This is a genomic window from Corynebacterium neomassiliense, assembly GCF_900626215.1.
GTDB classification, from domain to species: Bacteria; Actinomycetota; Actinomycetes; order Mycobacteriales; family Mycobacteriaceae; genus Corynebacterium; species Corynebacterium neomassiliense.
In genome coordinates this window covers 2,172,544-2,198,514 of the sequence record NZ_LR131106.1, presented here as the reverse complement: position 1 = coordinate 2,198,514, position 25,971 = coordinate 2,172,544, and the positions used below count along the sequence as shown (strand labels likewise).

Sequence of the window (25,971 nt, the reverse complement as noted above, 5' to 3'; positions counted from 1 at the left end):
GGGTGAAAGATGCGTCACTATCCCCGACCGGCCGGCACCGGAAGTCCGTTCCGTGTCCGACCCCGGTTGTAGTGTGGACGCCATGGAATTACAGACGCACACCCGGACACTCACCGGATGGGGCCGCACCGCCCCGACCACGGCGGAGGTTCTGTCCACCCCGGACGTCGACGTCATCGCCGCCGCTGTCGCGCAGGTCGCCGACTCCAACGCGGACAAGCCGGACCACCTCAGGCGTGGAGTGATCGCCCGGGGCATGGGTCGTTCCTACGGTGACCCCGCCATGAACGGTGGCGGTCTGGTCATCGACATGCAGCCGCTGAACACCATCCACTCCATCGACCCGGACACCGCCCTCGTCGACGTGGACGCAGGCGTGACCCTCGATCAGCTCATGAAGGCGGCGCTTCCCTACGGCCTCTGGGTCCCGGTCCTCCCCGGTACCCGCCAGGTCACCGTGGGAGGTGCGATCGGACCGGACATCCACGGCAAGAACCACCACTCCGCAGGTTCCTTCGGCAACCACGTGCGCAGCATGGAACTGCTCGTCGCGGACGGACGGGTGCTCCACCTCGAACCCGAGGGCTCCCCTGACGACCCGGACGGCACTCTGTTCTGGGCGACCGTCGGCGGCATGGGACTGACCGGGATCATCCTGCGCGCCACCGTGGAGATGACGAAGACGGAGACCGCCTACTTCATCGCGGACACCGAGAGGACGAACACCCTCGACGAGACCGTCGCCGCCCACTCCGACGGTTCCGAGGTCAACTACACGTACTCCTCTGCCTGGTTCGACTGCATCTCCCCCGAGCCCAGACTGGGCCGGTCCACGATCTCACGCGGGTCGCTGGCCACACTCGACCAGCTCAAGGAGTTCGCCCCGAAACTGGCCGCCGACCCGCTGAAGTTCAACGCCCCCCAGCTCATGACCGTCCCGGACATCTTCCCCTCGTTCACCATGAACAAGCTGACCTTGTCCGCGGTGGGCCTCGCCTACTACGCGATGGGGGCTCCGGCGAAGAACAAGATCAAGAACCTCACGCAGTTCTACCAGCCGCTCGACCTCATCGGAGAGTGGAACCGCGGCTACGGCCCCAAGGGATTCCTGCAGTACCAGTTTGTGGTGCCCACCGAGGCGGTGGAGCCGTTCAAGCAGATCATCCGGGACATCCAGGCCTCCGGCCACTACTCCGCCCTCAACGTCTTCAAACTCTTCGGACCGGGCAACCGCGCACCATTGAGCTATCCGATGCCGGGCTGGAACGTCTGTGTGGACTTCCCGATCCGTCCGGGTCTCGGCGCCTTCCTCGATGACCTGGATGAGCGGGTCATGGAATTCGGCGGACGCCTCTACCTGGCGAAGGAGTCCCGGACCTCGGCGGAGAACTTCCACCGGATGTACCCGGGTCTCGAGGGCTGGCTCCACACGCGCCGGGAGATCGACCCGACAGGCGTCTTCGCCTCGGACATGTCCCGTCGTCTCGAACTGAACTAGACCGTTTACCTGCAAGGAGTCCTTTCACATGATCAATGCCGTGGGTAAGCCCCAGTCCATCCTCCTGCTCGGCGGAACCTCAGACCTGGGCCTCGCCGTCGTCGAGGAGTTCCTCTCGCGCGGACCAGCCCGGGTCATCCTGGCCGCCCGCGCAGGCTCCGACCTCAGCGGTCCGGTCGCGCGGTGCGAAGCAGCCGGCGCGTCCGGGGTGGAGACCGTCGACTTTGATGCCACCGCCTTCGACACGCACGACGCCGTCATCAACTCGGTCGAGGGGGACATCGACCTCGCGATCGTCGCCTTCGGCGTCCTCGGCGACAATGAACAGCAGTGGCAGGACCAGAAGCAGGCCGTGCTCGCCGCAGAGGTGAACTACACCGGTGCAGTGTCGGTGGGGGTGCTGCTCGCCGACCGGATGAAGAAGCAGGGCCACGGTCAGATCGTGGTGTTCTCCTCCGTCGCCGGCGAGATGGTCCGCCGCTCCAACTTCGTCTACGGGTCGACCAAGGCGGGGGTCGACGGGTTCTACCGCATGCTCGGTGAAGCTCTCCGGGGAACCGGGGTCCACGTTCTCACGGTCCGGCCCGGCCAGGTCAGGACGAAGATGACCGACGGGCTCGACGATGCACCGCTCACCGTGGACAAGTCCGTCGCCGCGAAGGCCGTGGCAGCCGGGGTGGACGCCGGCAGATCCGTCATCTGGGTGCACCCGCTGTTCCGCTGGGTGATGCTCATCCTGAAGAACCTGCCGCAGTTCGTGGTGCGCAAACTCCCGATCTAGGGCGGTACCCGGTCTGGGCGGGGCACCACGCCCCGCCCGCCCCCTCGTCGAATCAGCACCGTCAAATCAGCACCCTCACCAGTCGTCGAACCCCCGGCGAACCCTCGGCGGCTGCCTGTGAGAGTGCTTTTTCTCCTCCAATATCCTTATCCGATCGAATACACGGGAAAGCTGGCGGTGCCGTAGCTCTGTTCAGCTGCCGGTGGGGGTGCTTTCTCGACATGCGCCTCCTCCACATCCCGCAACTCACCCTCACCGGAGCCGAAATCGCTGCTCATCCTGCTGGTGAGGGTGAGTTGCGGACATCAGGCGGAAGGAGGGGAAGAGGCGAAGGGACGGCCCCTGCTCCGCGCTACTCCGCGTCCGCCGGGGCGAGCTCGCTCTCGGTGACCCACTTGTGGTTCGTCATCGTCATCCCGTCATCGGTGGTGATGTCCACCATGTAGACGGTCTCCTGCGTCGAGGAGTCGATGGTGGCGGTCGCTCCCTCCATTCCGCTCATATGGTCGGCGGCGAGTGTGACCTCGGTGCCGTCGGCGAGCGGGGCGTCACCGGGGTTCTCCAGCTCCTCCTGGACGACCCAGCGGTGGTCACTCACCGGTGCGCCGCCGTCGGTCGGCGTGTAGCTCACCGCATAGGCCGTGGTCGAGTAGGCGCCGGTCACAGTGCCGGTCGCGCCTTCCATCCCCTCCATGTGATCGGCCAGCACGGTCACCTCGGTACCGACCGGATACATCGGATTCACTGCGTCCTCGATACCGGCCGGCGCCTCACCGCCGTCCATGGCGTGGTCGTGCATGTCACCCATGTCACCGTCGTCAGCGTCCTCGGTGGTCATGCCGGTCATGTCCGCCATGTCGTGACCCTCGTGACCGTCATGTCCACTGTCGGAATCGTCTCCGCAGGCCGCGAGAGTGAGGGTGGACGCCAGAACCAGCGATGCCAGGGCAGGGGTACGTGAAATCTTCATGCCGCCGATGGTATACCCCCGCGGGGTATTGAGACACCCCTCAGAGACTCCCCCTCCCACCCGGGAAAGCCGTCAGAACGAGCAGACGCCGGGAGTGGGATTGTCACTGTTGACGATCGGGCACCAGACGGAATAGTAGAGCGCCGCCAGGGCGAGCGGACCACTCCAGACGATGCTGCCGACGATCGACTGCGCGCTCGGAGGCAGAGCGTCGTACGAGGTCTGGACGGGTTCCGGAAGGCCCTGGGCGGCGGCGGACGGCGCGACGGCGGTCGCTCCACCGACTGCGAGCAGTGTGGCAGCCGAGACAGCGGCCACCCTGCGACGCAGGCCGTGTCGTCTGCGGGCGCTCTGCGCGGATCCGGAGCGTGTCGTGCGAACGGCAGATGCAGGTTCGCCGTACATGATGTTCCTCTCGTCTGAAAGATTCAGAAGTCAGGTGCGGAACGCGGCGCCCCGCACGTCCCCAATCAATGCGCGCCACCTCTGCCCGTCGGCACCCCCACTCCTCCCGCCGCCCTTGAAATATACCCCCTAGGGGTATATCCTCGGAATCGGACGAACGGCAGGACCACACGGGCCCCGCGCACGCCACACAACACGGAAGGATCACCACCATGGCCACGAAGAACTACACCGTCACCGGCATGAGCTGCGGACACTGCAAGGCGGCCGTCGAGAAGGAGGTCGGCACCATCGAGGGCGTCACCGCTGTCGAGGCCACCCCGGCCACCGGCGCCGTCGTCGTCACCGGCGAAGGCTTCACCGACGAGCAGGTCGCCGCCGCCGTCGACGAAGCCGGCTACGACATCGTCAAGTAACACCCCACAAAGGACTGACCAGCAATGACACAGCAGGTAGGAACCACCCCTCCGGTCGACCCGGTCGGCCCGGTCAACCTTGTGCAGCTCGACCTCGGTGTGACAGGCATGACCTGCACCTCCTGCTCCGCCCGCATCGAGCGCAAGCTCAACAAGCTCGACGGCGTGGACGCCACCGTCAACTTCGCAACCGAGTCCGCCAAGGTGGACTACGACCCGTCGAAGACCGACCCCGATGCGGTCATCCAAGCGGTCCGGAACACCGGCTACGACGCCTTCACCATGGCCGACAGCTCAGCCGATGAGAGCGACACAGACACGGACAACGTAGACGCGGCGTCCTCCCCGAAGAGTGGCCCACAGACCGGCCAGGCCAAGGTGGACGCCGCCCGCGACGCCGAGGCCGCCGACCTGCTCCACCGCACGATCCTCTCGGCGATCCTCACCTTCCCCGTCGTGCTGGTCAGCATGGTCCCCGCCCTCCAGTTCGACAAATGGCAGTGGGCGGCGCTGACGATGATCTCCCCGGTCTTCTTCTGGGGCGGAGCACCGTTCCACCGGGCGACACTGATCAACCTGCGTCACGGCGCCTTCACCATGGACACCCTCGTCTCCCTCGGCACGACCGCCGCCTACCTGTGGAGCCTGTGGGCACTGTTCATAGGCAACGCAGGCATGACCGGGATGACCATGCAGATGCACCTCGTGCCCGCCACCGGCGGCCACGACGGAATGGACGAGATCTACCTCGAATCCGTCGGCGTGGTCATCGTCTTCCTCCTGCTCGGCAGATGGTTCGAGACCCGAGCGAAAGGCCGCTCCTCCGAAGCCCTGCGCGCGCTGCTGGACATGGGCGCCAGAGACGCCTCCGTCATCCGGGACGGCAGAGAGGTCCACATCCCCGTTGAAGACCTCAGGGTCGGCGACATCCTCATGGTCCGCCCCGGTGAGAAGATCGCGGCGGACGGCACCGTCACCGACGGCACCTCCGCCGTCGACGAATCGATGCTCACCGGAGAGTCGCTGCCCGTCGACGTCACCGTCGGCTCCACGGTCACCGGGGCGACGGTGAACACCTCCGGACGACTGCTCGTGCAGGTCACCAGGACCGGGAAAGACACGACCCTGGCGCAGATGGCCCGCCTCGTCGCGGACGCACAGGCCTCGAAAGCACCCGTCCAGCGCCTCGTCGACCGCATCTCCCAGGTCTTCGTCCCGGTCGTGATGGTCATCGCCGTTGTCACCCTCATCGCCCATCTGGCGTCCGGTGCGGAGATCACCGAGGCGTTCACCGCCGCAGTCGCGGTCCTGATCATCGCCTGCCCGTGCGCCCTCGGGCTGGCCACCCCCACCGCCTTGCTCGTGGGAACCGGGCGTGGAGCACAGCTCGGCCTGCTCATCAAAGGCCCCGAGGTGCTGGAATCCACCCGACGGGTGGACACCGTCGTCATGGACAAGACCGGCACCGTCACCACCGGGGTCATGGAAGTCACCGACGTCACAGGGACAGACAGCCACCCCCAGGATGCCCTGCTCCAGCTCGCGGCAGCGGTCGAATCCGGTTCCGAACACCCGGTCGCGCAGGCGATCGTCCGGGCCGCGGCGGACACCGGAGACTCCACCGGCCTGCAGGCCACTGACTTCACCTCCACGGCAGGCCGCGGCGTCACCGCGACGGTCGACGGGCACACCGTCTCGGTGGGACGCCCCGACCCCACCGACACACTGCCTGATGAACTGCGCAGCAACTTCAGCTCAGCAGTGGAGTCCGGCGCCACTCCGGTACTCGTCACCGTCGACGGGACCCCTGCCGGAGTGATCACCGTCCGGGACACGGTCAAACCCGGCTCCGCCGACGCGGTCGCGGACCTGAAGGCCCTCGGAATGACCCCTGTGCTGCTCACCGGGGACAACGCCGGCGCCGCAGCGCGCGTCGCCGCCGAAGTCGGTATCAGCCCGGACAACGTCATCGCAGGAGTCCGCCCCGAACAGAAGGTGGAAAGGATAGCCGCCCTCCAGGCTGCCGGCAGAAACGTCGCCATGGTCGGGGACGGTGTCAACGACGCCGCCGCCCTCGCCAGAGCGGATCTCGGACTGTCCATGGGATCAGGGACGGATGTGGCAATCGAGGCCGGTGACATCACCCTGATGAACGACGATCTGCATTCGGCCGTCGACGCCGTCCGACTGTCGAGGAAGACCCTCGGCATCATCCACGGCAACCTCTTCTGGGCCTTCGCCTACAATGTGGTGCTCATCCCGGTCGCCGCCTTTGGCCTGCTCAACCCGATGCTCGCCGGGATCGCGATGGCGTTCTCCTCCGTGTTCGTCGTCTCCAACTCGCTGAGGCTGCGGAGGTTCCGGCCGACCACAGCCGGCAACTGAACGGCCCGGGCTACCCGAACTGCCGGGTCAGGGACACCCGGGTCCCGGACCGCCCCGCACGCCGCCTTCCCGGGCACTCTCCCCACAGCACACCGTCAACTCTGACTGAGCCGCTGCGACAGCTGGTGGGCATGGTCCAGGAGCAGAGCACCGAGGTGGCGGCGTCTGCCGGCTGCGAACCGGTGCTCGATCCCGGTGAGGCTCAGCGCCCAGGACGGCTGACCACCGGACGCGAAGACCGCCGCGCCCATGCCCCAGCTTCCCTCCACGATCAGCCCCGGGTTCACCGCATAGCCCGATCTCCTGGTCTCGGCGATCCTCTCACGTATCTGTCCCGGGGAGTGGCTCTCCCCGTAGTCGCGGTGAAGTTCCGCCTGGTCCAGATAACGGTCAACCACGGCGTCCGGCATGAACGCCAGGATCGCGAGCCCTGCCGAGGCGACGCCGAGAGGGAAGCGGCGTCCTTCGTGAAGGACGAAGGAGCGGACCGGGAAGCTGCCGTCCTCCCGGAGCAGACAGACTGTTTCGTCTCCTCTCCTGGCTGAGAAGAACGCGCTTTCACCGGTTTCCCGGGCGAGTGCGCTGACGTGTTCCCCGGCCAGTCGGGACACGTCGTACCGGTCGGCGGCGACCGTGCCCATCAGGAAGATCTCGGGGCCGAGCATCCACCGTCCCGACCCCGGGTCACGGTCGATGAGCCCCTCGGTGGTCAGGGAGCTGAGGAGGCGGTGCGCCGTAGGGCGGGTCAGTCCGGCCCGTGCGGCGATCTCACCGGTGGCGGCACCCTCCGGCATCATCTGGCTGACGATACGGAGGATACCCGCCACCCTGGCCACGACCTGGGTGCCGCCGGGCCGGTCGGGCCGGCCGGACAGTGATGTCCGTGTAGCTTTCCCACTCTGTGATGTGTCCACATTACGGACACTACCCCATACGTTCTCCACCATGAGAGCAATCGCCGCCGATCCAGAAAAATGCGTTGAACTGCCGTACGGCTCCTCATACAGTGCAGATACCGACCGGCGGCAGTCCGGCCGACGGAGAGCATGACGACCATATGATGAACAACTGAGGAGCAGCGGTGGCAAAGACCGTTTCGGGCCCGGCAGAGGCCCTCAAAGATCTCGTCCGGGACGGGATGAGTGTGGCAGTCGGCGGTTTCGGACTCTGCGGCGTCCCCTTCGACCTCGTCACAGCACTGCGTGACACGGGAGTGAAAGACCTGACCATCATCTCCAACAACATGGGCGTGGACGGTCGCGGACTGAGCATCCTCCTCGAGAACAACCAGGTCCGGAAGGTGCTGGGCTCCTATGTCGGAGAATCCCGCATCTTCGCCGAGAAGTACCTCGCCGGCGACGTGGAGGTCGAGTTCGTACCCCAGGGAACGCTCGCCGCCCGGATCCGCGCCGGAGGAGCCGGCATCCCCGCGTTCTACACCCCCACCGGTGTCGGCACCGCCGTCGCCGAGGGCAAGGAGGAGGCGGAGTTCGACGGCCAGCGGGTGATCCTGGAACGCGCGATCGTCGCCGACCTGGCACTCGTCCACGCCCACACCGGCGACCGCGAAGGAAACCTCCGGTACCGGCTCACCGCGAAAAACTTCAACCCTCTGGTGGCCACCTGCGGGAGAACCACTGTCGCCGAAGTCGAGGTTCTCAGCGACGGTTTCCTCGACCCGGAACGTATCGACACTCCGGGCGTCTTCGTCGACCGGCTGTACCGGCCGGCCAGGACGGAGAAGTTCATCGAGAAACGCACCGTGAGACCCCGGCCCGGCAGTACGACAGAACCCGCCCCGGCAACTGCAGGTCAGAGAGGATAGATCATGTGGACACGCGACGAGATGGCTGCGATAGCCGCGGCTGAACTCACCGACGGCCAGTACGTGAACCTGGGCATCGGAATCCCCACGCTGGTGGCCGACAACCTCCCCGACGGCGTCAGCGTCCACCTCCAGAGCGAGAACGGCATCCTCGGGATGGGCCCTCTCCCGTACGACGGTGAGGAGGACGCCGACCTCATCAACGCGGGGAAGGCGACGGTGACACTGGCAGAAGGAGCCTCCGTCTTCGATTCAGGGCTGTCCTTCGACATGATCCGGGGCGGTCACATCCACACCGCCATTCTCGGGGCGATGGAGGTCGCCGCCAACGGTGACCTCGCCAACTGGACGATCCCCGGGAAGATGGTCAAGGGAATGGGAGGTGCCATGGACCTGGTCGCCGGCACACCCCGGGTCATCGTCATCACCGACCATGTCACCAGGGACGGCGGCCCGAAGATCGTCGAGAGGTGCTCACTGCCGCTCACCGGGGTCGGCGTCGTCGACAGGATCATCACCGACCGGGCGGTCTTCGACATCATCGACCACCGGCTGGTTCTCGTCCGGACCGCACCAGGCGTGGACGAGTCCGAGATCCGGCGGCTCACCGGCGCCGACTACGACATCTCACCCACCCTGTCGTCTCCGGACGGCCCGACGATCCGGGAGAACCGATGACCGCGACCGCCTCGATAGTGGGCTATGCCAGGACCCCCTTCGCCCGTTTCAACGGGCAGCTCGCCGGCGTCCCGGCGACCGAGCTGGGCGCCCACGCGGCCGTGGCCGCACTGGCCCGAGCCGGAGTCTCCCCCGACCGGGTGGACATCACGGTCGTCGGACAGGTTCTCCAGGGTGGGGCGGGCCAGAATCCCGCCCGCCAGACCGCCGTGGGTGCGGGTGTCCCGATGACCGTCCCCGCCGTCACTCTCAACGCCGTCTGCCTGTCCGGTGCTGAGGCTGTCGCCCAGGCCGCCCGGCTCATCGCCACCGGCGAGGCGGACATCGTCCTCGCCGTCGGCCAGGAGTCCATGTCACAGGCACCGCACGCGGTCCGGCTGCGCAGCGGGGTACGGTACGGCGACGGCCAGCTGGTCGACACGCTCGACCATGACGCCCTCACCGATGCATTCGAGCACACCGGGATGGGCGTCCTCACCGAGAAGGGGAACGGGAAACTGGGGCTGACCAGGGAGGAGCAGGACGCCTTCGCCGCCGGCTCCCATTCCCGGGCGGCGGCCTCCGGATCTTTCCTCGCCGGGGAGATCGCCCCGTTCACCGTCAACTCACGGAAGGGTTTCACCGTTGTCTCCTCCGATGACGGGGTACGGCCGGACACCACCACCGGGCGTCTCGCTGTCCTCCGGCCCGCCTTCGACCGGGACCGGGGCACCATCACCGCCGGAAACAGCTCGCAGATCTCCGACGGTGCGGCGGCCCTGGTGATCGCCAGCTCCACCGCCGTCCATGAGTTCGGACTGACAGTCATCGCCCGGATCGAGTCCACGGCATTCGTGGCCGGACCGGACGTGCAGCTCCACTCCCAGCCCGCCCACGCCATCTCTGTCGCGCTCGGCAGGCTGTCCGCCTCACCGGAGGATCTCCGGGCGGTGGAGATCAACGAGGCCTTCGCCGCCGTCGCCTTGCACTCGACCCGCGAACTGGGAGTGGACCCTGCGACAGTCAACCGTCACGGTGGTGCGATCGCACTGGGCCACCCACTGGGCGCTTCCGGCGTCCGCATCGTCGGCACGCTCGCCCGACAGCTCGCCGCCGTCGGCAGGGATTCCCTCGGTGCCGCCGGGATCTGTGGGGGCGGAGGTCAGGGCAGTGCCGTGATACTCCGGGCCTGCTGAGCGGACACTCCGGGCCGGCTCATCGATACTCCCGGCCGGCTCAGCGCCGGCTCAGCGGGTACCGGCGGCGTCCAACAGTTTCTGCAGGTCTTCCCGGGTGACCTTGCCGCCGGAGAGCGCGATGAGCCGCTCCAGGGGGACGCCACCGAGCAGATCGGCCAGCCCCACCCCCATCGACCCGGCGTCCGACGCCGTACCCGACCCGGCGTCCGACGCCGTACCCGACCCCTGGTCGACGGGGCTCTCATCGGCGGTCTGCCCGGTCATGCCGCCGAGGGCGCGTCCGATCATCTCCGCCACCGCCGGGTACTCGAGCGCCTCCGCCACCGTGGAATCGAGGGTCAGCGGTACGTCAGGGGCATTGCCCTCCAGCACCACCTCTGCACGTCCTCGCAGGTCACGACTGCTGGCACCGACGTGGAAGACATAACGACCCGACTCCAGCACCCACCGGTGCAGCCTGGTGTCCCGGTACTCGAGGTCACGCGGGTCGACGTGGATCTCCAGTTCAGCACTGTCACCGGGGTCGAGGGTGACGGTGCCGAACCCGACAAGAGCACGGGGCACCCTCTGCACCGCAGAGTCCGGGACTTCGGCGTACACCTGCACGATCTCGCGTCCCCGACGGTGACCGGTGTTGGTCACCGTGACAGTCACCGTGACAGTCACCGTGACAGCCCCGCCTGCACCGTCACCGTCCACGTCACCGTCCACGTGGACGGTGACCCCGTCATAGCCGAAGGTGGTGTAGCTCAGACCGTGCCCGAACGGGACGGCGACGGACAGTTCACGGGCGTCGTACCACCTGTACCCCACGTGCAGCCCCTCCGAATAGCGCACATGACCGTGTTCTCCCGGGAAGTCGAGGTAGGAGGGGGTGTCCCGTAGTCGGAGAGGAGAGGTTGAGGTGGTCTTTCCTGACGGGGAGACACGGCCAGAGAGAATGTCGGCGACCGCTGCCCCGCCCGCCTGACCGGCGAGGTTGGCGTCCAGCACCGCTCCCGCGTGGTCGAGTACCGGACGCAGTGCCAGCTCTCCCCCGTGGGACAGGACCACCACGACCCGGTTCTGGACGGCCGCCACCGCCTCAAGGAGGTGGAGCTGCTCCTCAGGAAGGTCGACACCGGTGCGGTCGAAGCCTTCGGACTCCTGGTCTGCGGCGAGACCGAGGAACACGACCGCGGCGTCCGCCGACGCGGCGTTCTGCACGGCCTCGGCGACGAGTGTGGCGTCCCGGCCGGAACCGTCGACGGTGAACCCGGGGGCGTAGGTCACGGGGACGTCCCAGGTGTCGCGGACGGCGTCCAGCACGGAAACCACCCTGGTCGGGTTGACGTGGGAACTGCCGCCGCCCTGGTAGCGGGGCTGGTCGGCGAAGACGCCGATGACCGCGACGGAGCCGGTCACTCCGGACAGGTCGAGGGGGAGCAGGTGGCGTCCGTCAACTTCCCTGTTGCTGAGCAGGACAACCGAGGACGCCGCGGCCTCCCGTGCCAGCTCATGGTGTGCACCCCAGCCCTGGTCTCCCGGGGTCACCCTGCCTTCTGCGACAGCACTGTCGTGTTCCCGGTGGTAGCGGGCGGCGATGGCCGCGACCCGCGACGCCGCGGTGGTGACCGCGTCCTCGTCGAGGTCCCCGGCCTGTACCGCGGCGACGACCTCTGCGTCGGCGGTGCCGCCGTCGGCGGGCATCTGCAGGTCCAGTCCCGCCCGGACGGATTCGACCCGGCCGCCGACGGCACCCCAGTCGGAGACGACCGCGCCCGTGAACCCCCATTCGGTGCGCAGGATGTCGGTGAGGAGTTCACGGCTGTGCCGCACCGGAACACCGTTGACCGCGTTGTAGGAACACATGACGGTGGCGGGTTCGGCGTCCTCGACGACCCGCCGGAAGGCGCGCAGGTAGACCTCGTGGAGGGGGCGTTCGTCGACGTCGGAGCTGACACGCATCCGGTCGGTCTCCTGGTTGTTCAGGGCGAAGTGTTTGACACTGGCTCCGACCCCGCGACCCTGGAGTCCTGTCACCCAGGCACTGCCGAGGACGCCGGAGAGGTGCGGGTCCTCGGAGTAGTACTCGAAGTTGCGCCCGCCCAGCGGGGACCGTTTGATGTTGATGCCGGGGCCGAGGACCACCTGGACGTCGGCTGCGAGTGCCTCGTCGGCGATCGCCGCGGCAACGCGGGAGACGAGGTCGGGGTCCCAGCTCTGCGACAGACAGGCGGCGGGAGGGAAACATGTCGCCGGTACCGCCCCGGCGATTCCGAGATGGTCGGTGGCCCCGTCCTGCCGGCGCAGGCCGTGGGGCCCGTCAGTCATGGTGATCGAGGGGACACCGGGGGTCGTCGCTGTCGCGGCGATCTCACGGGTGGTCCAGAAGTCCCGGCCGGACCCGAGGGAGGCCCGCTGCTCCAGGGTGAGGCCTGTGACGTCGAAGCCGCCGGTGCCGGTGGCCGGTTCATTGTGGAGGGTGCCGTCGCTCATGTGGTCCTTTGTACGCGAAACCGTGGGGCGGCAGAGCTGTGCCGGGAGACTGTCCGGCCACCGGTCAGGCGCCGGTCAGTACCGTCTGGACAGTCCCAGTCCCACCAGAGACAGTACGACGGTGACCACCGAGAACACCGTCGTCGAACCCACCAGGCCCAGGGGAATGGTGAGGAACCCCGCCAACATCGCGGGCACCGCCAGCGCCAGGTAGCCGACGATGAAGTAGGAGGTCGTCACCGCAGTTCTCTGTCCTGCGGGTACCCGGGAGGTCATCGCCCGCAGCCCCGTCATGAAGGTCAGCCCCTGGCCCACACCACCGCACACCGACGCCACGATCAGCAGGGCCAGACTGTCGACTGCGAGAGCCACGATGACGGTCACCGAGCAGACGGTGATCAGCACCAGTCCGAGCACGGTCAGAGTCCGGTCGGACCAGCCGCGCAACAGGATCTGGGCGCCGGCCGAGGCGAGGAACAGGGCCGCGGTCACCGTCGCCACCGTCGCGGGGGAACTGATTCCCAGGTCGTGGGTCATGAAGGTCGGTGCAAGCGAGGAGAAGACACCGCACACCGTGTAGCCTGCGACCACCCCGGGGACTGCGGCGACGAACAGTCCGCGCACCGGGGCGGGAACGGCCGGCACCCGCGGCCGGGGCAGCCATCCCCCGTACCGGCCGACGTGGACACCGACGTGGACACCGACGTGGCCACCTCCGCCACGTTCCACCCGGTCGCGCACACCGGGCAGCAGCAGCACCGCCACCGCGAGCATGAGGGCGTGAACGACGAACGGCCAGACCAGCGGGCGGTCCACGACAGCGGCGACGCACCCGGCGACGAGGACGCCCAGACCCAGGCCGCCGATGTTCGCTGCGGTGGACACCGCGGCGGCCAGGGTGGCGCGTCCTTCCGGAGCGTTCTCCATGACCGTCACCGTCCCCGTCCCGGTGAATATCCCGGCGGCGAAGCCGGACAGGATCCGGCCGAGGTACATCAGGACCAGTCCTGCGGCGGTCCCGCCCGTGGCCTCCGCCCCGGAACCTGCGGCGGGCAGCCCGGCCACCAGGAACAGCAGTGCGGAGAGCACGGACAGGCCGAGGGCGAGGGCGAGGACGGGGCGTCTGCCGAGGGTGTCGGAGAGGCCCCCGAAGATCACGAGTCCGGCGACGACGCCCACGGCGTAGACGGCGAAGAGCACAGTTGTCGCCGCCGACCCGAACCCGAAGGCGGCCGACATCGTCGGATACAGCGGGGTGGGCAGGGTCGTCCCCATCATCACGACGGCGAAGATGTACGCCGCGGCCGTCAGTGACCGCGCGGTGGCGGGCCGGGTGCTGCGGGTGCGGGGGGAGTTCACAGGGAGTCATCCTACGACCGCCCGACCCGTCGTGCCGGGCTGTCGTGCCGGCCTGTCGGGCACCGCTGTCCTGCCGACTGTCTTCGGCACCGAACGCCGCGTATGGTGCTGTCTCATGTCTTCGAAGTTCCCGCCTGTGCATGTTGTTCTCACGGGTGTCTGCGGTACCGGGAAAACCGGTGTCGCCGAATATCTCTCCCGGGTCACGGGAATGCCTGTCGTCAGCGCCGACGACTTCCATCCCGCCACCAACCGACGCAAGCTGGCCACCGGCCAGGACCTCTGCAGTGCCGACTTCACACCGGTCCTGCACCGGATGCGCGACTGGATCGCCGACCGCGCCCTGTCCGGCACTTCCGCGATCGTGACCTGCCCTCCCCTGAGCCGGGAGAACCGGGACCTGCTCCGCGAGGCGGAGAGCCTCTCCGAGCTCTCCGGGGAGGACGCCACCCGCCTTCTCGTCATCGAGCTCAGTGCTCCGCGCGACGTGCTGGTCGAACGTCTGGCCAACCGCCCCGACCACATCGTCCCGGTCTCCGTCCTCGACTCCCAGCTCGCCTCCGTCGAGCCCCTGGACGACGACGAGTTCGGTGCCGTCGTCGACGCCTCCGGTCATCCCGAGGATGTCGCCGACACCGTCCTCGACACCGTCGCCCGTCTGAGGACGGCCGGCGCGGTGGCGGTGGACAGGGCGAGTCTGGCCGACCGCAGGGCCGAGCAGTCCCGGCACGCCGTGGAACAGTAGGCCGGGGTCGGGGAAGGACGTCGGACCTGCTCCGACGGCCGTGCCTGACACGTCCGGCCCGTCCTCTGTTCCCGTGACCGTCAGGTCGGTATGGTCTGCCTTATGCCCTCGAAACCGACCGACAGTTCACAGCCCGTTCACCTCGTGATCATGGGGGTGAGCGCGAGCGGGAAAACCACCCTCGCTGAGCATCTTGCCGAGGTCACCGGCTTCCCCTACGCCGAAGCCGATGACTTCCACCCGGAATCCAACAAGCAGAAGATGGCCTCCGGGCATCCCCTCACCGACGAAGACCGCTGGCCCTGGCTGCACAGTCTCGCCGACTGGATGGTCGCCCACGCCGAATCCGGGGAGTCCAGTGTGGTCACCTGCTCCGCACTCAGGCACAGCTACCGGGATGTCCTCCGCGAGGCCGACGGTGTCCACGACGGCAGGGTCCTGTTCGTCGAACTGGACGCGCCCGCACCGGTCCTCCTTGAACGCCTGAACGACCGCAGCGGACATTTCATGCCCGCGTCCCTGCTCGACAGTCAGCTGGACACACTCGAACCGCTGACCGGGGACGAGAACGGCCTCACCCTGGACGCCACGGTCGACCCGGAGACCCTCGTCGCCGAGGTCCTCGCCGCCGCGGGACTGCCCCCGGCAGTCCCCGGCACCGGGGTCTCCGGTGACCTCACCGGCGGAGTTCCGGCATGACCGCGCTCCTGGCGGCGGAGACGGAGGTCGTCACCTCCGCCTCCGATTCCCGCCTCGTGATGTCCGCGGTCATCGGCATCGCGCTGATCATCGTCCTGATCGTCTGGGCGAAGATCCATCCTTTCCTGTCCCTCATGCTCGGCTCAGCGGCGCTCGCCGTCGTCGCCGGTATTCCCCTGGTGGAGACCTTCAGCTCCTTCTCCTCCGGATTCGGTGGCACTGTCGGTGATGTCGGCGTCCTCATCGCCCTCGGCGCGATCATCGGACAGTTCCTCGTCACCTCCGGGGCCGCTGACGCGATCGTGGACGCCTTCCTCGACCACACCTCACCTGCCCTGCGCCCGTGGGTCATCGCCGGGCTGGCGATGCTGCTCGGCATCCCGCTGTTCTTCGAGGTCGGGATCGTCCTGCTCATCCCGGTGGTCATCCTGGCCGCACGGCGGTCCCGGCTGCCCCTGATCCTGCTGGGCATTCCCGCACTCGCCGGACTGTCCGCCCTCCACGCCCTGGTCCCGCCGCACCCCGGTCCCCTCATCGCGGTGGACGCCCTGGGGGCGAACCTCGGCCTGACCCTGGCACTGGGGCTGCTGGTGTCGATCCCCGTGGTGATCGTCTCCGGTCCGTTGTCCGCGAAGATCATGGCGAAGTACGTGCCGATCTCCGCCCCTCCGGCAGCGGCCGGGGACACCGCCGGCACCACCGGTGACGGTACCGACCGGCCCCGGCCCTCCGTCGCCCGCGGGCTGACCGTGGTCCTGCTACCGGTGGTGATGATGCTCTCGCGCACCGTCGTCGAGTCGACACAGGTGGACGAGAACTCCGTCGTCTACAAGACCTTCGAGTTCCTCGGCGAGCCGATCGTCGCACTGCTGGCCACCGTACTGGTCGGAATGACCCTGCTGGGTCTTCTCCAGGGCCGCACCGCCAAGGAGGTCTCTGACACGGTCGGGGCGTCCTTCGGCCCCATCGCCGGGGTGATCCTCATCGTCGGTGCCGGCGGAGGTTTCAAGCAGACACTGGTGGACACCGGTGTCGCCGACGTGATCGGGGGCTGGGTGCAGGATGCGCCGGTCTCCACCTTGGTCGCCGGGTGGCTGGTCGCGGTGTTCATCCGCCTGGCGACCGGTTCCGCGACCGTCGCGACCGTCACCGCTGCAGGGATCATGGCCCCCCTCGCCGAGGGGATGCCTTCGGCGGAGGTCTCCCTGCTGGTGCTGGCGATCGGCGCCGGGTCAGTGTTCTTCTCCCACGTCAACGACGCCGGTTTCTGGCTGGTCAAGGAGTACTTCGGTATGACGGTGCCGCAGACCCTGAAGACCTGGTCGGTGATGGAGACGGTCCTGTCGGTCTCTGCACTGCTCGTGGTGCTGCTGCTGAACCTGATCGTCTGACCGGACAGTTCCCGGGACTATCTGGACCAGGTGGTCTCCGGAGGCCTGGCGGGGCGTCCACCGGCTCCGCCGTCGACGTCACCCCGTGAGGTAGATCACGAAAAGTCATTGTCTCCTCCAAACCGTTCACGTACCCTCTTCAAGTATACCGAAGCGCATACCTAAGGATCGCACCGCAGAGCGGCACCCGAAACCGGAGGAGGAACCGTGATTGTTCTCCATGCCTCGATCACCATCGCGTTGATCGTCGCCCTCATCATCTGGACCAAGGTGAATCCGATCATCGCACTGATGATCGGTTCCCTGTATCTGGGCATCGCCGCAGGACTCGGCATGACCGGCACCGTCACGACGATCGCCGACGGATTCGGCGACCTCATGGTCAACGTCGGCCTGCTCATCGGCTTCGGAGTGCTGATCGGGGCGCTGCTCAACGCAATGGGGGCACTGCAGCGCACAGTACAGCTGCTGTTCCGGATTTTCGGCCCCCGCCGACTGCCCTACGCCATGGCCGTCTCGCTCAACCTCTTCTTCCCCTCCATCTACCCCGACGTCCAGATGGTTCTCGCGGCACCGCTGGCCAGATCCTCGGCAGAACGCCTGGGCAGGAACGGGCTCGGTCTCATGGCCGGCGCACTTGTCGTGGGTATACCGGTGGGTGTGGTCTTTGTCGTTCCCGGGCTGGGAGCCGTGTCGATTGCGGGTCTTCTCGATATCCCGCTGAGCACGATGCTGCTGTTCGGTGTGATCGCCGCACCGCTGATCTCGGTCCTCACGCTCACCGTCTACCAGGTGATGCTCCGGCACGGATGGTGGTCCCCGGAACGGGACGAACACGCCAGTGACGCCCTGCTCGCCGAGGAACAGCTGGCCCGCGACGCCGTCGAGCAGTCCGCCGACGTCCTCCCCCCGCTGCGGCTCTCCATCATCCCCGTCCTCATCCCCGTCATCCTCGTCGGCGGTGGCGCCGTGGCGCGCACGTCCGGACTCGAGAACGCCTTCATCGACTTCCTGAGCCAGCCCCTGCTGGCGATGTTCCTCGGCCTGCTCATCGCCTACCTGCTCGCACTCCGGACCGTCGGCCGCACCACCGCGGAATCGGCCATCGAGCGAGGACTCGACACGACCGGCAACATCCTCCTCATCACCGGCCTCGGTGGCTCTCTTGCCGCGGTGATCAGGGCCACAGACCTCAGCGACGTCCTGGAGTCCCTGTTCGTCACGGAGAGCGGGATCGGTGCCATCGCGACCGTGTTCCTCGCCTGGCTCATCGCCGCCGTGCTCCACCTCGCGATCGGCTCGATCAACGTCGCGGCGATCACGGCCGCGGGAATCATCGGCCCCGTCATCGCCGACGCCGGCGTGGACCCGGTCATCGTCGCTCTGGCTATTGCGGCGGGAGCAGTCTTCGCCGTGCACTTCAACAGCAACTTCTTCTGGATGTTCCAGTCCCTGACCGGCGTCAACACCAGTGGCGCCCTCCGGTCGATGACCTTCCTCACCACGCTGGCGTCCCTGATCGGACTGGTCCTCGTCTCCGTGGTCGCACTGGTCGCCGGATGACGGCATCCCCCCCCCCGGCCACAGCCACTGACGCACGAAAGGACACTTCTGATGGCACCCCGCACCATCCTCATCGGATCCCGCACCACCGCCGAACGCGACGGCCGCGGCTCCGGACTCACCGCCTGGCACCCCGCCGACCCCGACTGGGCGGAGTCCGACCGCCTGAAGCTCACGAACCCCTCCTGGATCACCGCACCCGGTCCCGGCCCCGTTTACGTCCTCCACGGCGACGGCGGGACCCTGTCCGTGGTGGAGGTGTCCCCGGAGGGGCACCTGACCAGGTCACAGACAGTCCCGGCGGGAGGACGCAATCCCGTGCACTGCGCCCGCATCGGCGGACACCTGCTGGTCGCGAACTACGCGACCGGCACCGTCGCCGCCCACCCGGTCAGGGCCGACGGCCTGCTGGAGCCGGTCTCCGGCACGGTGTCGCTGGGCGACGGAGTGGGCGGGGACCGGCTATCCCACCCGCACCAGATCATCCCCGACGGCGACACGGGACGGTTCCTCGTCCCGGACAAGGGGCTCGACGCCGTCGTCACCCTCGAGCTCACCGCCGACGGAGACCTGCGGGTCCTCGACCGGGAAGCGACCGCACCCGGCAGTGGCCCGCGGCACGGCGTCATCGTCGGTGAGCAGCTGTTCGTCGTCGGGGAACTGGACTCGTCCCTGATCACACTGACCAGGGATGTCACCGGCATCTTCCGGGTACGGGACGCCACCGGCACCCTGCCGGAGGGCGCAGATGCCACGGAGAGCACAGCAGCCGGCATCGCCCACTTCCCGAACCGGGCGATGCTGGTGGTCTCCAACCGTGGTGCCGACAGCCTCAGCGTCTTCCATACCGGGCCAGCGGCGCCACGACTGGTCCACACCGTGCCCTGCGCAGGGCGGTTCCCCCGGTTCATCGTCCGGTATCCGCAGGACCACCGGGACGGGCTGCTCGTCGCCCATGAGTACGGGGACACCGTCTCGTGGCACAGTGCCGGGGATCTCGCCGACGGACGTGCCGGGTACCGGACCGTGGCCCACACCGGCAGTCCGGTGTGTGTCACTCCCCTGCCCTGACCGTCCACCGACAGACCTTTCATCACCGACCACCACCGACCCACCGGGCACCGACGGTCCACCGGTACGCCGCCACCGTCATGTTGCACCACCGACCTTCTCTGTGTATACAGAGAGGTATACAGAGAGGAAATGAATCATATGGGACTCCACCACCCGTCGACTGACGACACTACCGGCGCTACCGGAACCTCCCGTGTCAATCCGGACCCCCTGCGCACCGTGTGCACCGGGATCCTCACCGCGCACGGCGTCCCGGAGAAGGACGCCCACCTGGTCTCAGACAGCCTTGTCCAGGCCGATCTGTGGGGCCACTCGTCCCACGGCGTCCTGCGCCTCCCCTGGTACGTCAACCGCCTGAAGTCCGGCGCCATGACCCCGGTGGCGCAGCCGCAAGTCCTCAACGACCTGGGCGCCCTGCTCGTCCTCGACGGATGCAACGGCATGGGCCAGGTTCTCACCGAGCACGCCCGCGTCGAAGCCGTCGCCCGGGCGAAGAAGCACGGCATCGGCGCCGTCGGCGTGCGCAACTCGAACCACTTCGGCACAGCGATGTACTACACCCGCCGTGCCGCCGCCGACGGGTGCGTGAGCATCCTCACCACCAACGCCTCACCCGCCATGGCCCCCTGGGGCGGCCGGGAGAAGAAGATCGGCACCAACCCCTGGTCCATCGCCGCACCCTACGGGGAGACTGCCGCGGTGGTGGACATCGCCAACACCGCCGTCGCCCGCGGCAAGATCTACAACGCCCGCCAGAACGGCCGGTCCATCCCGGACACCTGGGCGCTGACCTCCGACGGCGATCCGACCACGGACCCGTCCGAGGCCATCGACGGCGTCATCCTGCCGATGGCCGGGCACAAGGGCTACGCCATCAGCTTCATGATGGACGTCCTGTCAGGCGTCCTCACCGGCTCGCAGTCCGGCACCGGCGTCCACGGTCCCTACGAGCCCAACCCGCCCGGCGGCGCCGGCCACCTCTTCATCGCCCTCGACGTGGCGGCCTTCCGGGACACCGCCGACTTCGACGACGCCCTCGGCCACCTGGTCTCCGAGGTCAAGGAGTGTCCGACGGCCACCGGCTTCGACGAGGTCTTCTACCCCGGCGAGATCGAGGACCGCAGCATGGCCTCCCTGCTCACCGAGGGCATCACCCTTCCGGAGACGACCCTCCGGGACCTCGCGGACCTCGCCGCGGCGTCCGACATCCCCACCACCGACCTGCCCTGAGGAAAGAAAGCTGACCATGACTCTGTCGACCACTCCCCTGAAATCCCTCACCGTCGACCTCCGCGTCCGGGAAGGTCACCTCGAGGACTTCCTCCGCGCCATCCGCGAGAACGCCGAGCGCAGTTTCACCGATGAGCCCGGATGCGTCTACTTCGACGTCAGCCAGGATGCCGAGGACGAGCTCCACTTCACCTTCTTCGAGCTCTACACCGATCAGGACGCCGTCGCCGCGCACCGTGCGGCCCCGCACTTCGCGGAATGGCGCAAGGCCGTGGAACTGCACGTCGTGCCCGGCTCCCAGCGGAACGTCCTCGCCGACCGGCTGTTCCACCACCAGTAGGCACCGGCACTCACGGCGGCTCCGCCCCTCACAGTGCCCACTCCTCACAACAGCCGCCCCCTCTCTCCACCTCTCCTCCCGACGTCGAAGGCCGGGCACCCGCACAGGGTGCCCGGCCTTCGACGTCTCCCGGGAAGACATGACACGGAGAGACGTGAACCGGGGAGGCATGACGCGGAAGACGCGACCCGGCCGCGGACGCGGAGAAGCCCCGTCGGTGTCCGGGAACGTCCGGGAAAAAGTCCGGGGACACCGACGGGGCGGAGAAGGTCGACCGCGGCGTGCTCCGTGCACCGCGGTCACCGCGTCACAGGAGCGGGAAGGCGGCCGTGAGTCCGCCCACCAGGAGCATGACCAGGGCGACGACGACCGCCCGCCACAACACCTTCTTGAAATGGTCCCCGATGGAGACGCCGGCGAGTCCCACGAGCAGCAGGAACGAGGGGGCCAGCGGACTGGACTGGTGCAGCGCCTGCCCGACGATGGACGCCCTGGCCATCTCCACCGGTTCAATGCCGTAGTGTCCGCCGGCATCGGAGAGGATGGGCAGAATGCCGAAGTAGAAGGCGTCATTCGTCATGAGGAACGTGAACGGGATACTGAGGACGCCACCGATCGTCGCGAGCACCGGCCCCCACGAGGTGGGGATGAGGTCAACCAGCCACGACGACATCTCCGAGATGATCCCGGTTCCTTCGAGGACGCCGGTCAGCGCCGACGCCGCCATGATCATTCCGACGACCGTGATCACGCTCGGCGCATGTTCCTGGATCTGACCGATCTGATCGCCGGTCTTGCGGAAGTTCAGCACCAGCGCGAGAGAGGCCGCGACCATGAAGATCAACGGTGCAAACAGCACGTCCGCCACCAGGAGCACCATCACCGTGAGGGTGAGCGCAAGATTCACCCACCACAGCTTCGGCCGGGCCTTCGGGCGGTCCATGATCCCGGCCGCGGTACCGGCTCTCTCGCCGGCCCCGCCGGCCTCGCCGGCCTCGCCGGCAGGCGCACCGGAGGACGCGTCGTCCACCTCGTCGCCGGCGCTGTCCGATCGGTGGGAGGCGGGAGTATCCCCGCCGGCGCCCGGCTCCCCGGACGGATCATCGACCAGCTCAAGCTTCCCGATCCTGCGACGTTCGCCGAGTCCGAGGAAGTAGGCGAGAACCAGCACGGACGCCACCCCCGCGAGAATCGCGGGAATCATCGGGACGAAGATGTCCACCGGCGAAACGCCCAGGGCGGCGGACGCACGGGACGTCGACCCTCCCCAGGGGACCGTGTTGAGCACGCCGTTGGAGAGCGCGGCGATGACCGTGAGCACGACCGGCGACATCCCCAGTTTCCGGTAGATCGGAAGGAATGCCGAGGTCACGATAATGAAGGTGGTCGATCCGTCTCCGTCGAGGGAGACGATCGAGGTCAGCAGTGCCGTCCCCATCGTCACCCGCACGGGGTCGCCGTGGGCGAAACGCAGGATCCACCTGATCAGCGGGTCGAAGACGCCCACGTCGATCATCGTGCAGAAGAACAGGATCGCGAAGAACAGGAGGGCGGCGGTCGGGGCGAGCTTGAGGAGGGACTCCTCCACCATGTCCCCGATATCGGTCCGCCCTCCGGCGAAGAGTCCGAAGATCACAGGGACCAGGATGAGCACGGCGATAGGTGTGGCTTTCCGTGCCATGACCAGGTACATGAAGCACGCGATCATGGCGAAGCCGAGGAAGACGAGCATGACGCTCCTTGAGAGCTGGGGGACAGAACGGCGACCGCTGTGACGGCAACCACTAGATTGTGTCACTTAGGTATACAGACGGGTATTCCCAAGTGCAATAGTCTTCGTGGGTTAAAGTGGTCCCCATGGCCGATGACCACCAGCTCAACGATGTCGGAACTTCCCGGGAAACAACCCCGAAACTCCCCCCGGCAGGACGCAAAGCCGATCAGGTGTACCAGCTCGTCCGGCAGGAGATCGAGAACGGGACACTTGCCCCCGGGGAGCGCCTCCCGGAGAACTGGCTGGTCGAACACACCGGAACGTCCCGCACCCCGGTGCGCGACGCGCTGCGCCGTCTGGCCTCCGATGAACTCGTCGTCCTTGAGCCACGTCAGGCGCCGATGGTCTCCCCGCTCTCCCTGAGCCTGGTCCGGGATCTCTTCGCTTTCCGACGGGTGGTCGAGGTCGCCGCGCTCGAGGAGATCGCCCTGCGGTCACAGACCACGGAAGCGGTCCGGACCGCATTCACGGAGCTCGCCGACACCTTCCGCTCGCTGGGGGAGCAGAGCGACAGCACCGGTCAGGATGAATTCTCCGCTTCATTCCGCGCCGCCGCCGCCCGCTTCGACACACTCATCGTCTCGTGGTGCGGGAACAGGTTCCTCCGCAGCAGCATCGAAGGCCTGAGGCCACACACCGCGCGACTCCGGGTCATCGCCCACGCCGATACCGCGAGACTGCGTCAGTCCGTCGAGGAGCACATCGACATGTGCACGGCCACCGCGTCCGGTGATCCCCGACCGGCCGGTGCGGCCTGCAGCCAGCACCTCATCCACGTCGAGCGCAGCATCCTCACCTCTCTGGTCACCGACAACTCCCCCTTCAGTCGGGAGATCGACATCCGGGGCTGAGCCGGGCGGGCACGCGTGCGAGCCCCGGACCCGCCCTCCACCCCGACACAGACCAACCGGCGGGACCGTCATTGCCAACAGGTATACCTGTGGGTACACTCACGAACACGGAGAGGATTCCGCCGAGGATCTTCCCGGACCCTGAACCCCGGAAGGACCTACGATGCCCACCACCATAAACCCCGCCACCGGCGACGTACTCGCCCGGTACACGGACCACACCGCCGCGGAGACGGACACCCGTCTCACCGCCGCCCACGATGCCTTCCTGCAGTGGCGGACCGTCCCGGTCACCGACCGCACCGCCCTGCTCACCGCCATGGCCTCCGCCCTGCGCGCTGACGAGGAGCGCTTCGCACAGCTGATCACCGCCGAGATGGGCAAGCCGGTCACCGAGGCTCGCGCAGAGGTCGCCAAGTCCGCACTCACGCTGGACTACTACGCGGAGAACGCCGCCGACTTCCTCGCTTTCGAGGAGATCGCCTCTGATGCCGCGGTCAGTGGCCTGCAGTACGACCCGCTCGGCGTCGTCCTGGCGATCATGCCCTGGAACTACCCGTTCTGGCAGTTCTTCCGCTTCGCCGCCCCCGCCTTCGCCGCCGGCAACGGTGCCGTCCTCAAGCACGCCTCCAATGTCACCGGATGCGCCCTGGCCATCCAGGAGATCGTGGACACCGCCCTCGCCGAGGTCTCCGCACCCGCCGGCCTGTTCCAGACCCTGGTCATCCCGTCCTCCGAGGTCCACACCGTCATCGAGGACGACCGGATCGCCGCGGTCACCCTCACCGGTTCCACCGAGGTCGGCGCCCTCGTCGCGTCCCAGGCCGGCAAGGCGCTCAAGAAGCAGGTCCTGGAACTCGGCGGCTCCGACCCCTTCGTCGTCCTGGCCGACGCCGACCTGGAGGCCGCCGCGTCCACCGCCGTCGCCTCGCGGTTCAACTCCAACGGCCAGTCCTGCGTCAACGCCAAGCGGTTCATCGTCGACGAGTCCGTGGCCGATGCCTTCACCGAGCTCGTCGTGGCGAAGGCCGGGGCACTCACCGTCGGCGACCCGACCGATGACTCCACCCAGATCGGCCCGATGGCCCGCGCCGATCTCCGGGCCGCCCTCCACGACCAGGTGGAACGCAGCATCGCCCAGGGCTCCACCCTGCTGCTCGGCGGTGAAGTCCCCGACGGCCCCGGCGCCTACTACCCGCCGACCATCCTCGGCGACGTCCGCCCCGGACACGCCGCCTTCGACGAGGAGACCTTCGGCCCGGTGGCCACCATCACCCGTGCCGCCGGCGAGGACGAGGCCGTGGCGCTGGCCAACACCACCGAGTACGGCCTCGGCGCCACGGTGTTCTCCGGGGACCCCGCCACCGCACGCCGCGTCGCCGGGGAGATCGAGGCCGGCGCCGTATTCATCAACGGCAAGGTCGCGTCCGACCCCCGCCTGCCGTTCGGCGGAATCAAGCGGTCCGGTTACGGCCGGGAGCTGTCCCACCTGGGCATCCGCGAGTTCACCAACACCAAGACCATCTGGATCGGAAAGTAGAGCACAACCATGACCACCACGCCTTCAGAGTCCCCCGTCTCCTCGTTCCCCAGCCTGGTCCTCCGCCCGGACGAGCTGCCCTCCAAGAACCGTGGTGGCGGAGCCCGCACGGTCCCGCTGGTCACCTACGCCCGGGGTGCCACGACCTTCCTCAACGGCACCACGATCTTCGGCCCCGGTGCACAGATCGGCCACCACAGCCACAATGTCGTCGAATCCGTCATGGTCATCGCCGGTAACGCGGTCGTGGACATCGACGGAGAGCGGACCGAACTCACCACCTTCGACACGACCTTCGTCCCCGCCAATGTCCCGCACCACTTCGAGAACGCCTCCGACACCGAGGAGATGCGGATCCTGTGGACCTATGCGTCAGTCGACGCGACCCGTACCCTGACCGGGTCCGGCGAGTACGGCCGCATCGACGGGGAGGCGGCGGACGCTGCGGACGGAACGGTGCCCGCAGGGGCGCGGACCTCCGTCACCGAGGTCGTCGACCTGCACGTCACACCGGGATCCGAGGAAGCCTTCGAACAGGCGGTGTCGGATGCCGCGGCGCTGTTCCAGCGTGCCACCGGCGCCCGGACCTTCGCGCTGGTCCGCCAGCTCGAGGATGCCTCCCACTACCGGCTGCACATCCGGTGGAGCACTCTCGAGGACCACACGGAGGGGTTCCGGAACTCCCCGGAGTTCGCGGGCTGGCGCGAACTCGTCATGCCTCACCTCGCGACTCCGCCGGAAGCAACGCATTTCACCCACGTCCACACCGCCTTCTGAGCCGGAGCGGCGCT

At 67.8% G+C, this 25,971-nt stretch carries 24 protein-coding genes; 17 read left to right on the top strand and 7 right to left on the bottom strand.

Annotation, left to right across the window (positions count from 1 at the left end; genetic code table 11):
* Positions 1 to 82 precede the first annotated feature (82 nt).
* Positions 83 to 1,498, top strand: coding sequence for a decaprenylphosphoryl-beta-D-ribose oxidase (locus tag E0E18_RS09670; RefSeq protein ID WP_130840519.1), 1,416 nt, complete (start codon positions 83 to 85; stop codon positions 1,496 to 1,498).
* A 28-nt stretch (positions 1,499 to 1,526) separates the two neighbouring features.
* Positions 1,527 to 2,279 (top strand): decaprenylphospho-beta-D-erythro-pentofuranosid-2-ulose 2-reductase, encoded by a 753-nt coding sequence (locus E0E18_RS09665; protein ID WP_066585103.1) that lies wholly within the window; start codon positions 1,527 to 1,529, stop codon positions 2,277 to 2,279.
* 146 nt (positions 2,280 to 2,425) lie between these two features.
* Here E0E18_RS09665 and E0E18_RS14335 read toward each other — a convergent pair whose 3' ends face one another.
* The 3 genes from E0E18_RS14335 to E0E18_RS09655 form a co-directional block, all read right to left on the bottom strand.
* Complete coding sequence (locus tag E0E18_RS14335; RefSeq protein ID WP_261796852.1) at positions 2,426 to 2,557, bottom strand: hypothetical protein; 132 nt, start codon at positions 2,555 to 2,557, stop codon at positions 2,426 to 2,428.
* A 74-nt stretch (positions 2,558 to 2,631) separates the two neighbouring features.
* Positions 2,632 to 3,249, bottom strand: a complete 618-nt coding sequence (locus tag E0E18_RS09660; RefSeq protein WP_474077609.1) for a YdhK family protein — start codon at positions 3,247 to 3,249, stop codon at positions 2,632 to 2,634.
* Between the two features lie 72 nt (positions 3,250 to 3,321).
* On the bottom strand, positions 3,322 to 3,654 hold the full coding sequence (locus E0E18_RS09655) for a hypothetical protein (RefSeq protein ID WP_130840517.1): 333 nt from the start codon (positions 3,652 to 3,654) through the stop codon (positions 3,322 to 3,324).
* 212 nt (positions 3,655 to 3,866) lie between these two features.
* Here E0E18_RS09655 and E0E18_RS09650 point away from each other — a divergent pair, with 212 nt between their 5' ends.
* Positions 3,867 to 4,070: a heavy-metal-associated domain-containing protein gene (locus tag E0E18_RS09650; protein WP_066585109.1), complete on the top strand. Its 204-nt coding sequence runs from the start codon at positions 3,867 to 3,869 to the stop codon at positions 4,068 to 4,070.
* Positions 4,071 to 4,094: 24 nt separating this feature from the next.
* Positions 4,095 to 6,455: a heavy metal translocating P-type ATPase gene (locus E0E18_RS09645; RefSeq protein ID WP_130840515.1), complete on the top strand. Its 2,361-nt coding sequence runs from the start codon at positions 4,095 to 4,097 to the stop codon at positions 6,453 to 6,455.
* A gap of 95 nt (positions 6,456 to 6,550) precedes the next feature.
* Here E0E18_RS09645 and E0E18_RS09640 read toward each other — a convergent pair whose 3' ends face one another.
* Positions 6,551 to 7,369, bottom strand: a complete 819-nt coding sequence (locus E0E18_RS09640) for an IclR family transcriptional regulator (RefSeq protein WP_419866049.1) — start codon at positions 7,367 to 7,369, stop codon at positions 6,551 to 6,553.
* A gap of 167 nt (positions 7,370 to 7,536) precedes the next feature.
* Here E0E18_RS09640 and E0E18_RS09635 point away from each other — a divergent pair, with 167 nt between their 5' ends.
* The 3 genes from E0E18_RS09635 to E0E18_RS09625 are packed head-to-tail and all read left to right on the top strand — an operon-like array spanning position 7,537 to position 10,133.
* The gene (locus E0E18_RS09635; protein ID WP_130840511.1) at positions 7,537 to 8,280 is read left to right on the top strand and encodes a CoA transferase subunit A; all 744 of its coding nucleotides are present in this window, start codon (positions 7,537 to 7,539) and stop codon (positions 8,278 to 8,280) included.
* A 3-nt stretch (positions 8,281 to 8,283) separates the two neighbouring features.
* Positions 8,284 to 8,958 carry a 3-oxoacid CoA-transferase subunit B gene (locus E0E18_RS09630; RefSeq protein WP_174217128.1) on the top strand — a complete coding sequence of 225 codons (675 nt, stop codon included), beginning with the start codon at positions 8,284 to 8,286 and terminating at the stop codon, positions 8,956 to 8,958.
* A complete protein-coding gene (locus E0E18_RS09625) occupies positions 8,955 to 10,133 on the top strand; it encodes an acetyl-CoA C-acyltransferase (protein WP_130840509.1) in 1,179 nt (392 codons plus the stop codon). Before E0E18_RS09630 ends, E0E18_RS09625 begins: the two co-directional genes overlap by 4 nt.
* Before the next feature lie 51 nt (positions 10,134 to 10,184).
* Here E0E18_RS09625 and E0E18_RS09620 read toward each other — a convergent pair whose 3' ends face one another.
* Together E0E18_RS09620 and E0E18_RS09615 are read right to left on the bottom strand one after the other, a co-directional pair.
* Positions 10,185 to 12,614: a glycoside hydrolase family 3 C-terminal domain-containing protein gene (locus tag E0E18_RS09620; protein WP_130840507.1), complete on the bottom strand. Its 2,430-nt coding sequence runs from the start codon at positions 12,612 to 12,614 to the stop codon at positions 10,185 to 10,187.
* A 75-nt stretch (positions 12,615 to 12,689) separates the two neighbouring features.
* Positions 12,690 to 13,973 (bottom strand): MFS transporter, encoded by a 1,284-nt coding sequence (locus E0E18_RS09615; protein WP_066585135.1) that lies wholly within the window; start codon positions 13,971 to 13,973, stop codon positions 12,690 to 12,692.
* A gap of 115 nt (positions 13,974 to 14,088) precedes the next feature.
* On the opposite strand from E0E18_RS09615, the gene E0E18_RS09610 reads away from it, so the two are divergent.
* The 7 genes from E0E18_RS09610 (at position 14,089) to E0E18_RS09580 (ending at position 21,015) form a co-directional block, all read left to right on the top strand.
* Positions 14,089 to 14,718, top strand: a complete 630-nt coding sequence (locus tag E0E18_RS09610; RefSeq protein ID WP_130840504.1) for a gluconokinase — start codon at positions 14,089 to 14,091, stop codon at positions 14,716 to 14,718.
* 102 nt (positions 14,719 to 14,820) lie between these two features.
* Positions 14,821 to 15,417, top strand: a complete 597-nt coding sequence (locus tag E0E18_RS09605) for a gluconokinase (protein WP_130840502.1) — start codon at positions 14,821 to 14,823, stop codon at positions 15,415 to 15,417.
* The gene (locus E0E18_RS09600) at positions 15,414 to 16,808 is read left to right on the top strand and encodes a GntP family permease (RefSeq protein WP_130840500.1); all 1,395 of its coding nucleotides are present in this window, start codon (positions 15,414 to 15,416) and stop codon (positions 16,806 to 16,808) included. The genes E0E18_RS09605 and E0E18_RS09600 overlap by 4 nt, the downstream gene beginning before the upstream one ends.
* A 207-nt stretch (positions 16,809 to 17,015) precedes the next feature.
* The gene (locus E0E18_RS09595; protein WP_066585145.1) at positions 17,016 to 18,371 is read left to right on the top strand and encodes a GntP family permease; all 1,356 of its coding nucleotides are present in this window, start codon (positions 17,016 to 17,018) and stop codon (positions 18,369 to 18,371) included.
* A gap of 51 nt (positions 18,372 to 18,422) precedes the next feature.
* Entirely contained in the window at positions 18,423 to 19,442 is a 1,020-nt protein-coding gene (locus tag E0E18_RS09590; RefSeq protein WP_066585146.1) for a lactonase family protein, read from the top strand.
* A 141-nt stretch (positions 19,443 to 19,583) separates the two neighbouring features.
* The gene (locus E0E18_RS09585; RefSeq protein WP_130840498.1) at positions 19,584 to 20,675 is read left to right on the top strand and encodes an Ldh family oxidoreductase; all 1,092 of its coding nucleotides are present in this window, start codon (positions 19,584 to 19,586) and stop codon (positions 20,673 to 20,675) included.
* Positions 20,676 to 20,691: 16 nt separating this feature from the next.
* Positions 20,692 to 21,015 (top strand): putative quinol monooxygenase, encoded by a 324-nt coding sequence (locus tag E0E18_RS09580; protein ID WP_237559725.1) that lies wholly within the window; start codon positions 20,692 to 20,694, stop codon positions 21,013 to 21,015.
* 307 nt (positions 21,016 to 21,322) lie between these two features.
* On the opposite strand, the gene E0E18_RS09575 is transcribed toward E0E18_RS09580, so the two are convergent.
* Positions 21,323 to 22,747 (bottom strand): CitMHS family transporter, encoded by a 1,425-nt coding sequence (locus E0E18_RS09575; protein WP_130840496.1) that lies wholly within the window; start codon positions 22,745 to 22,747, stop codon positions 21,323 to 21,325.
* A gap of 125 nt (positions 22,748 to 22,872) precedes the next feature.
* On the opposite strand from E0E18_RS09575, the gene E0E18_RS09570 reads away from it, so the two are divergent.
* The 3 genes from E0E18_RS09570 to E0E18_RS14020 all read left to right on the top strand — a co-directional run bounded on the left by E0E18_RS09570 (position 22,873) and on the right by E0E18_RS14020 (position 25,957).
* Positions 22,873 to 23,640 carry a GntR family transcriptional regulator gene (locus E0E18_RS09570; protein ID WP_078057148.1) on the top strand — a complete coding sequence of 256 codons (768 nt, stop codon included), beginning with the start codon at positions 22,873 to 22,875 and terminating at the stop codon, positions 23,638 to 23,640.
* 163 nt (positions 23,641 to 23,803) lie between these two features.
* Positions 23,804 to 25,180, top strand: coding sequence for an NAD-dependent succinate-semialdehyde dehydrogenase (locus E0E18_RS09565; protein WP_066585149.1), 1,377 nt, complete (start codon positions 23,804 to 23,806; stop codon positions 25,178 to 25,180).
* 9 nt (positions 25,181 to 25,189) lie between these two features.
* Positions 25,190 to 25,957: a cupin domain-containing protein gene (locus E0E18_RS14020; RefSeq protein WP_078057149.1), complete on the top strand. Its 768-nt coding sequence runs from the start codon at positions 25,190 to 25,192 to the stop codon at positions 25,955 to 25,957.
* The last annotated feature ends 14 nt before the right edge of the window (positions 25,958 to 25,971 follow it).

Coding starts and splice junctions, on each gene's coding strand:
- E0E18_RS09565 (WP_066585149.1), top strand. CDS start 23,804: ATGCCCACCACCATAAACCCCGCCACCGGCGACGTACTCGCCCGGTAC.
- E0E18_RS09655 (WP_130840517.1), bottom strand. CDS start 3,654: ATGTACGGCGAACCTGCATCTGCCGTTCGCACGACACGCTCCGGATCC.
- E0E18_RS09665 (WP_066585103.1), top strand. CDS start 1,527: ATGATCAATGCCGTGGGTAAGCCCCAGTCCATCCTCCTGCTCGGCGGA.
- E0E18_RS09580 (WP_237559725.1), top strand. CDS start 20,692: ATGACTCTGTCGACCACTCCCCTGAAATCCCTCACCGTCGACCTCCGC.
- E0E18_RS09600 (WP_130840500.1), top strand. CDS start 15,414: ATGACCGCGCTCCTGGCGGCGGAGACGGAGGTCGTCACCTCCGCCTCC.
- E0E18_RS09650 (WP_066585109.1), top strand. CDS start 3,867: ATGGCCACGAAGAACTACACCGTCACCGGCATGAGCTGCGGACACTGC.
- E0E18_RS09610 (WP_130840504.1), top strand. CDS start 14,089: ATGTCTTCGAAGTTCCCGCCTGTGCATGTTGTTCTCACGGGTGTCTGC.
- E0E18_RS09620 (WP_130840507.1), bottom strand. CDS start 12,614: ATGAGCGACGGCACCCTCCACAATGAACCGGCCACCGGCACCGGCGGC.
- E0E18_RS09590 (WP_066585146.1), top strand. CDS start 18,423: ATGGCACCCCGCACCATCCTCATCGGATCCCGCACCACCGCCGAACGC.
- E0E18_RS14335 (WP_261796852.1), bottom strand. CDS start 2,557: ATGAGCAGCGATTTCGGCTCCGGTGAGGGTGAGTTGCGGGATGTGGAG.
- E0E18_RS09660 (WP_474077609.1), bottom strand. CDS start 3,249: ATGAAGATTTCACGTACCCCTGCCCTGGCATCGCTGGTTCTGGCGTCC.
- E0E18_RS09585 (WP_130840498.1), top strand. CDS start 19,584: ATGGGACTCCACCACCCGTCGACTGACGACACTACCGGCGCTACCGGA.
- E0E18_RS09645 (WP_130840515.1), top strand. CDS start 4,095: ATGACACAGCAGGTAGGAACCACCCCTCCGGTCGACCCGGTCGGCCCG.
- E0E18_RS09575 (WP_130840496.1), bottom strand. CDS start 22,747: ATGCTCGTCTTCCTCGGCTTCGCCATGATCGCGTGCTTCATGTACCTG.
- E0E18_RS14020 (WP_078057149.1), top strand. CDS start 25,190: ATGACCACCACGCCTTCAGAGTCCCCCGTCTCCTCGTTCCCCAGCCTG.
- E0E18_RS09630 (WP_174217128.1), top strand. CDS start 8,284: ATGTGGACACGCGACGAGATGGCTGCGATAGCCGCGGCTGAACTCACC.
- E0E18_RS09670 (WP_130840519.1), top strand. CDS start 83: ATGGAATTACAGACGCACACCCGGACACTCACCGGATGGGGCCGCACC.
- E0E18_RS09570 (WP_078057148.1), top strand. CDS start 22,873: ATGGCCGATGACCACCAGCTCAACGATGTCGGAACTTCCCGGGAAACA.
- E0E18_RS09605 (WP_130840502.1), top strand. CDS start 14,821: ATGCCCTCGAAACCGACCGACAGTTCACAGCCCGTTCACCTCGTGATC.
- E0E18_RS09625 (WP_130840509.1), top strand. CDS start 8,955: ATGACCGCGACCGCCTCGATAGTGGGCTATGCCAGGACCCCCTTCGCC.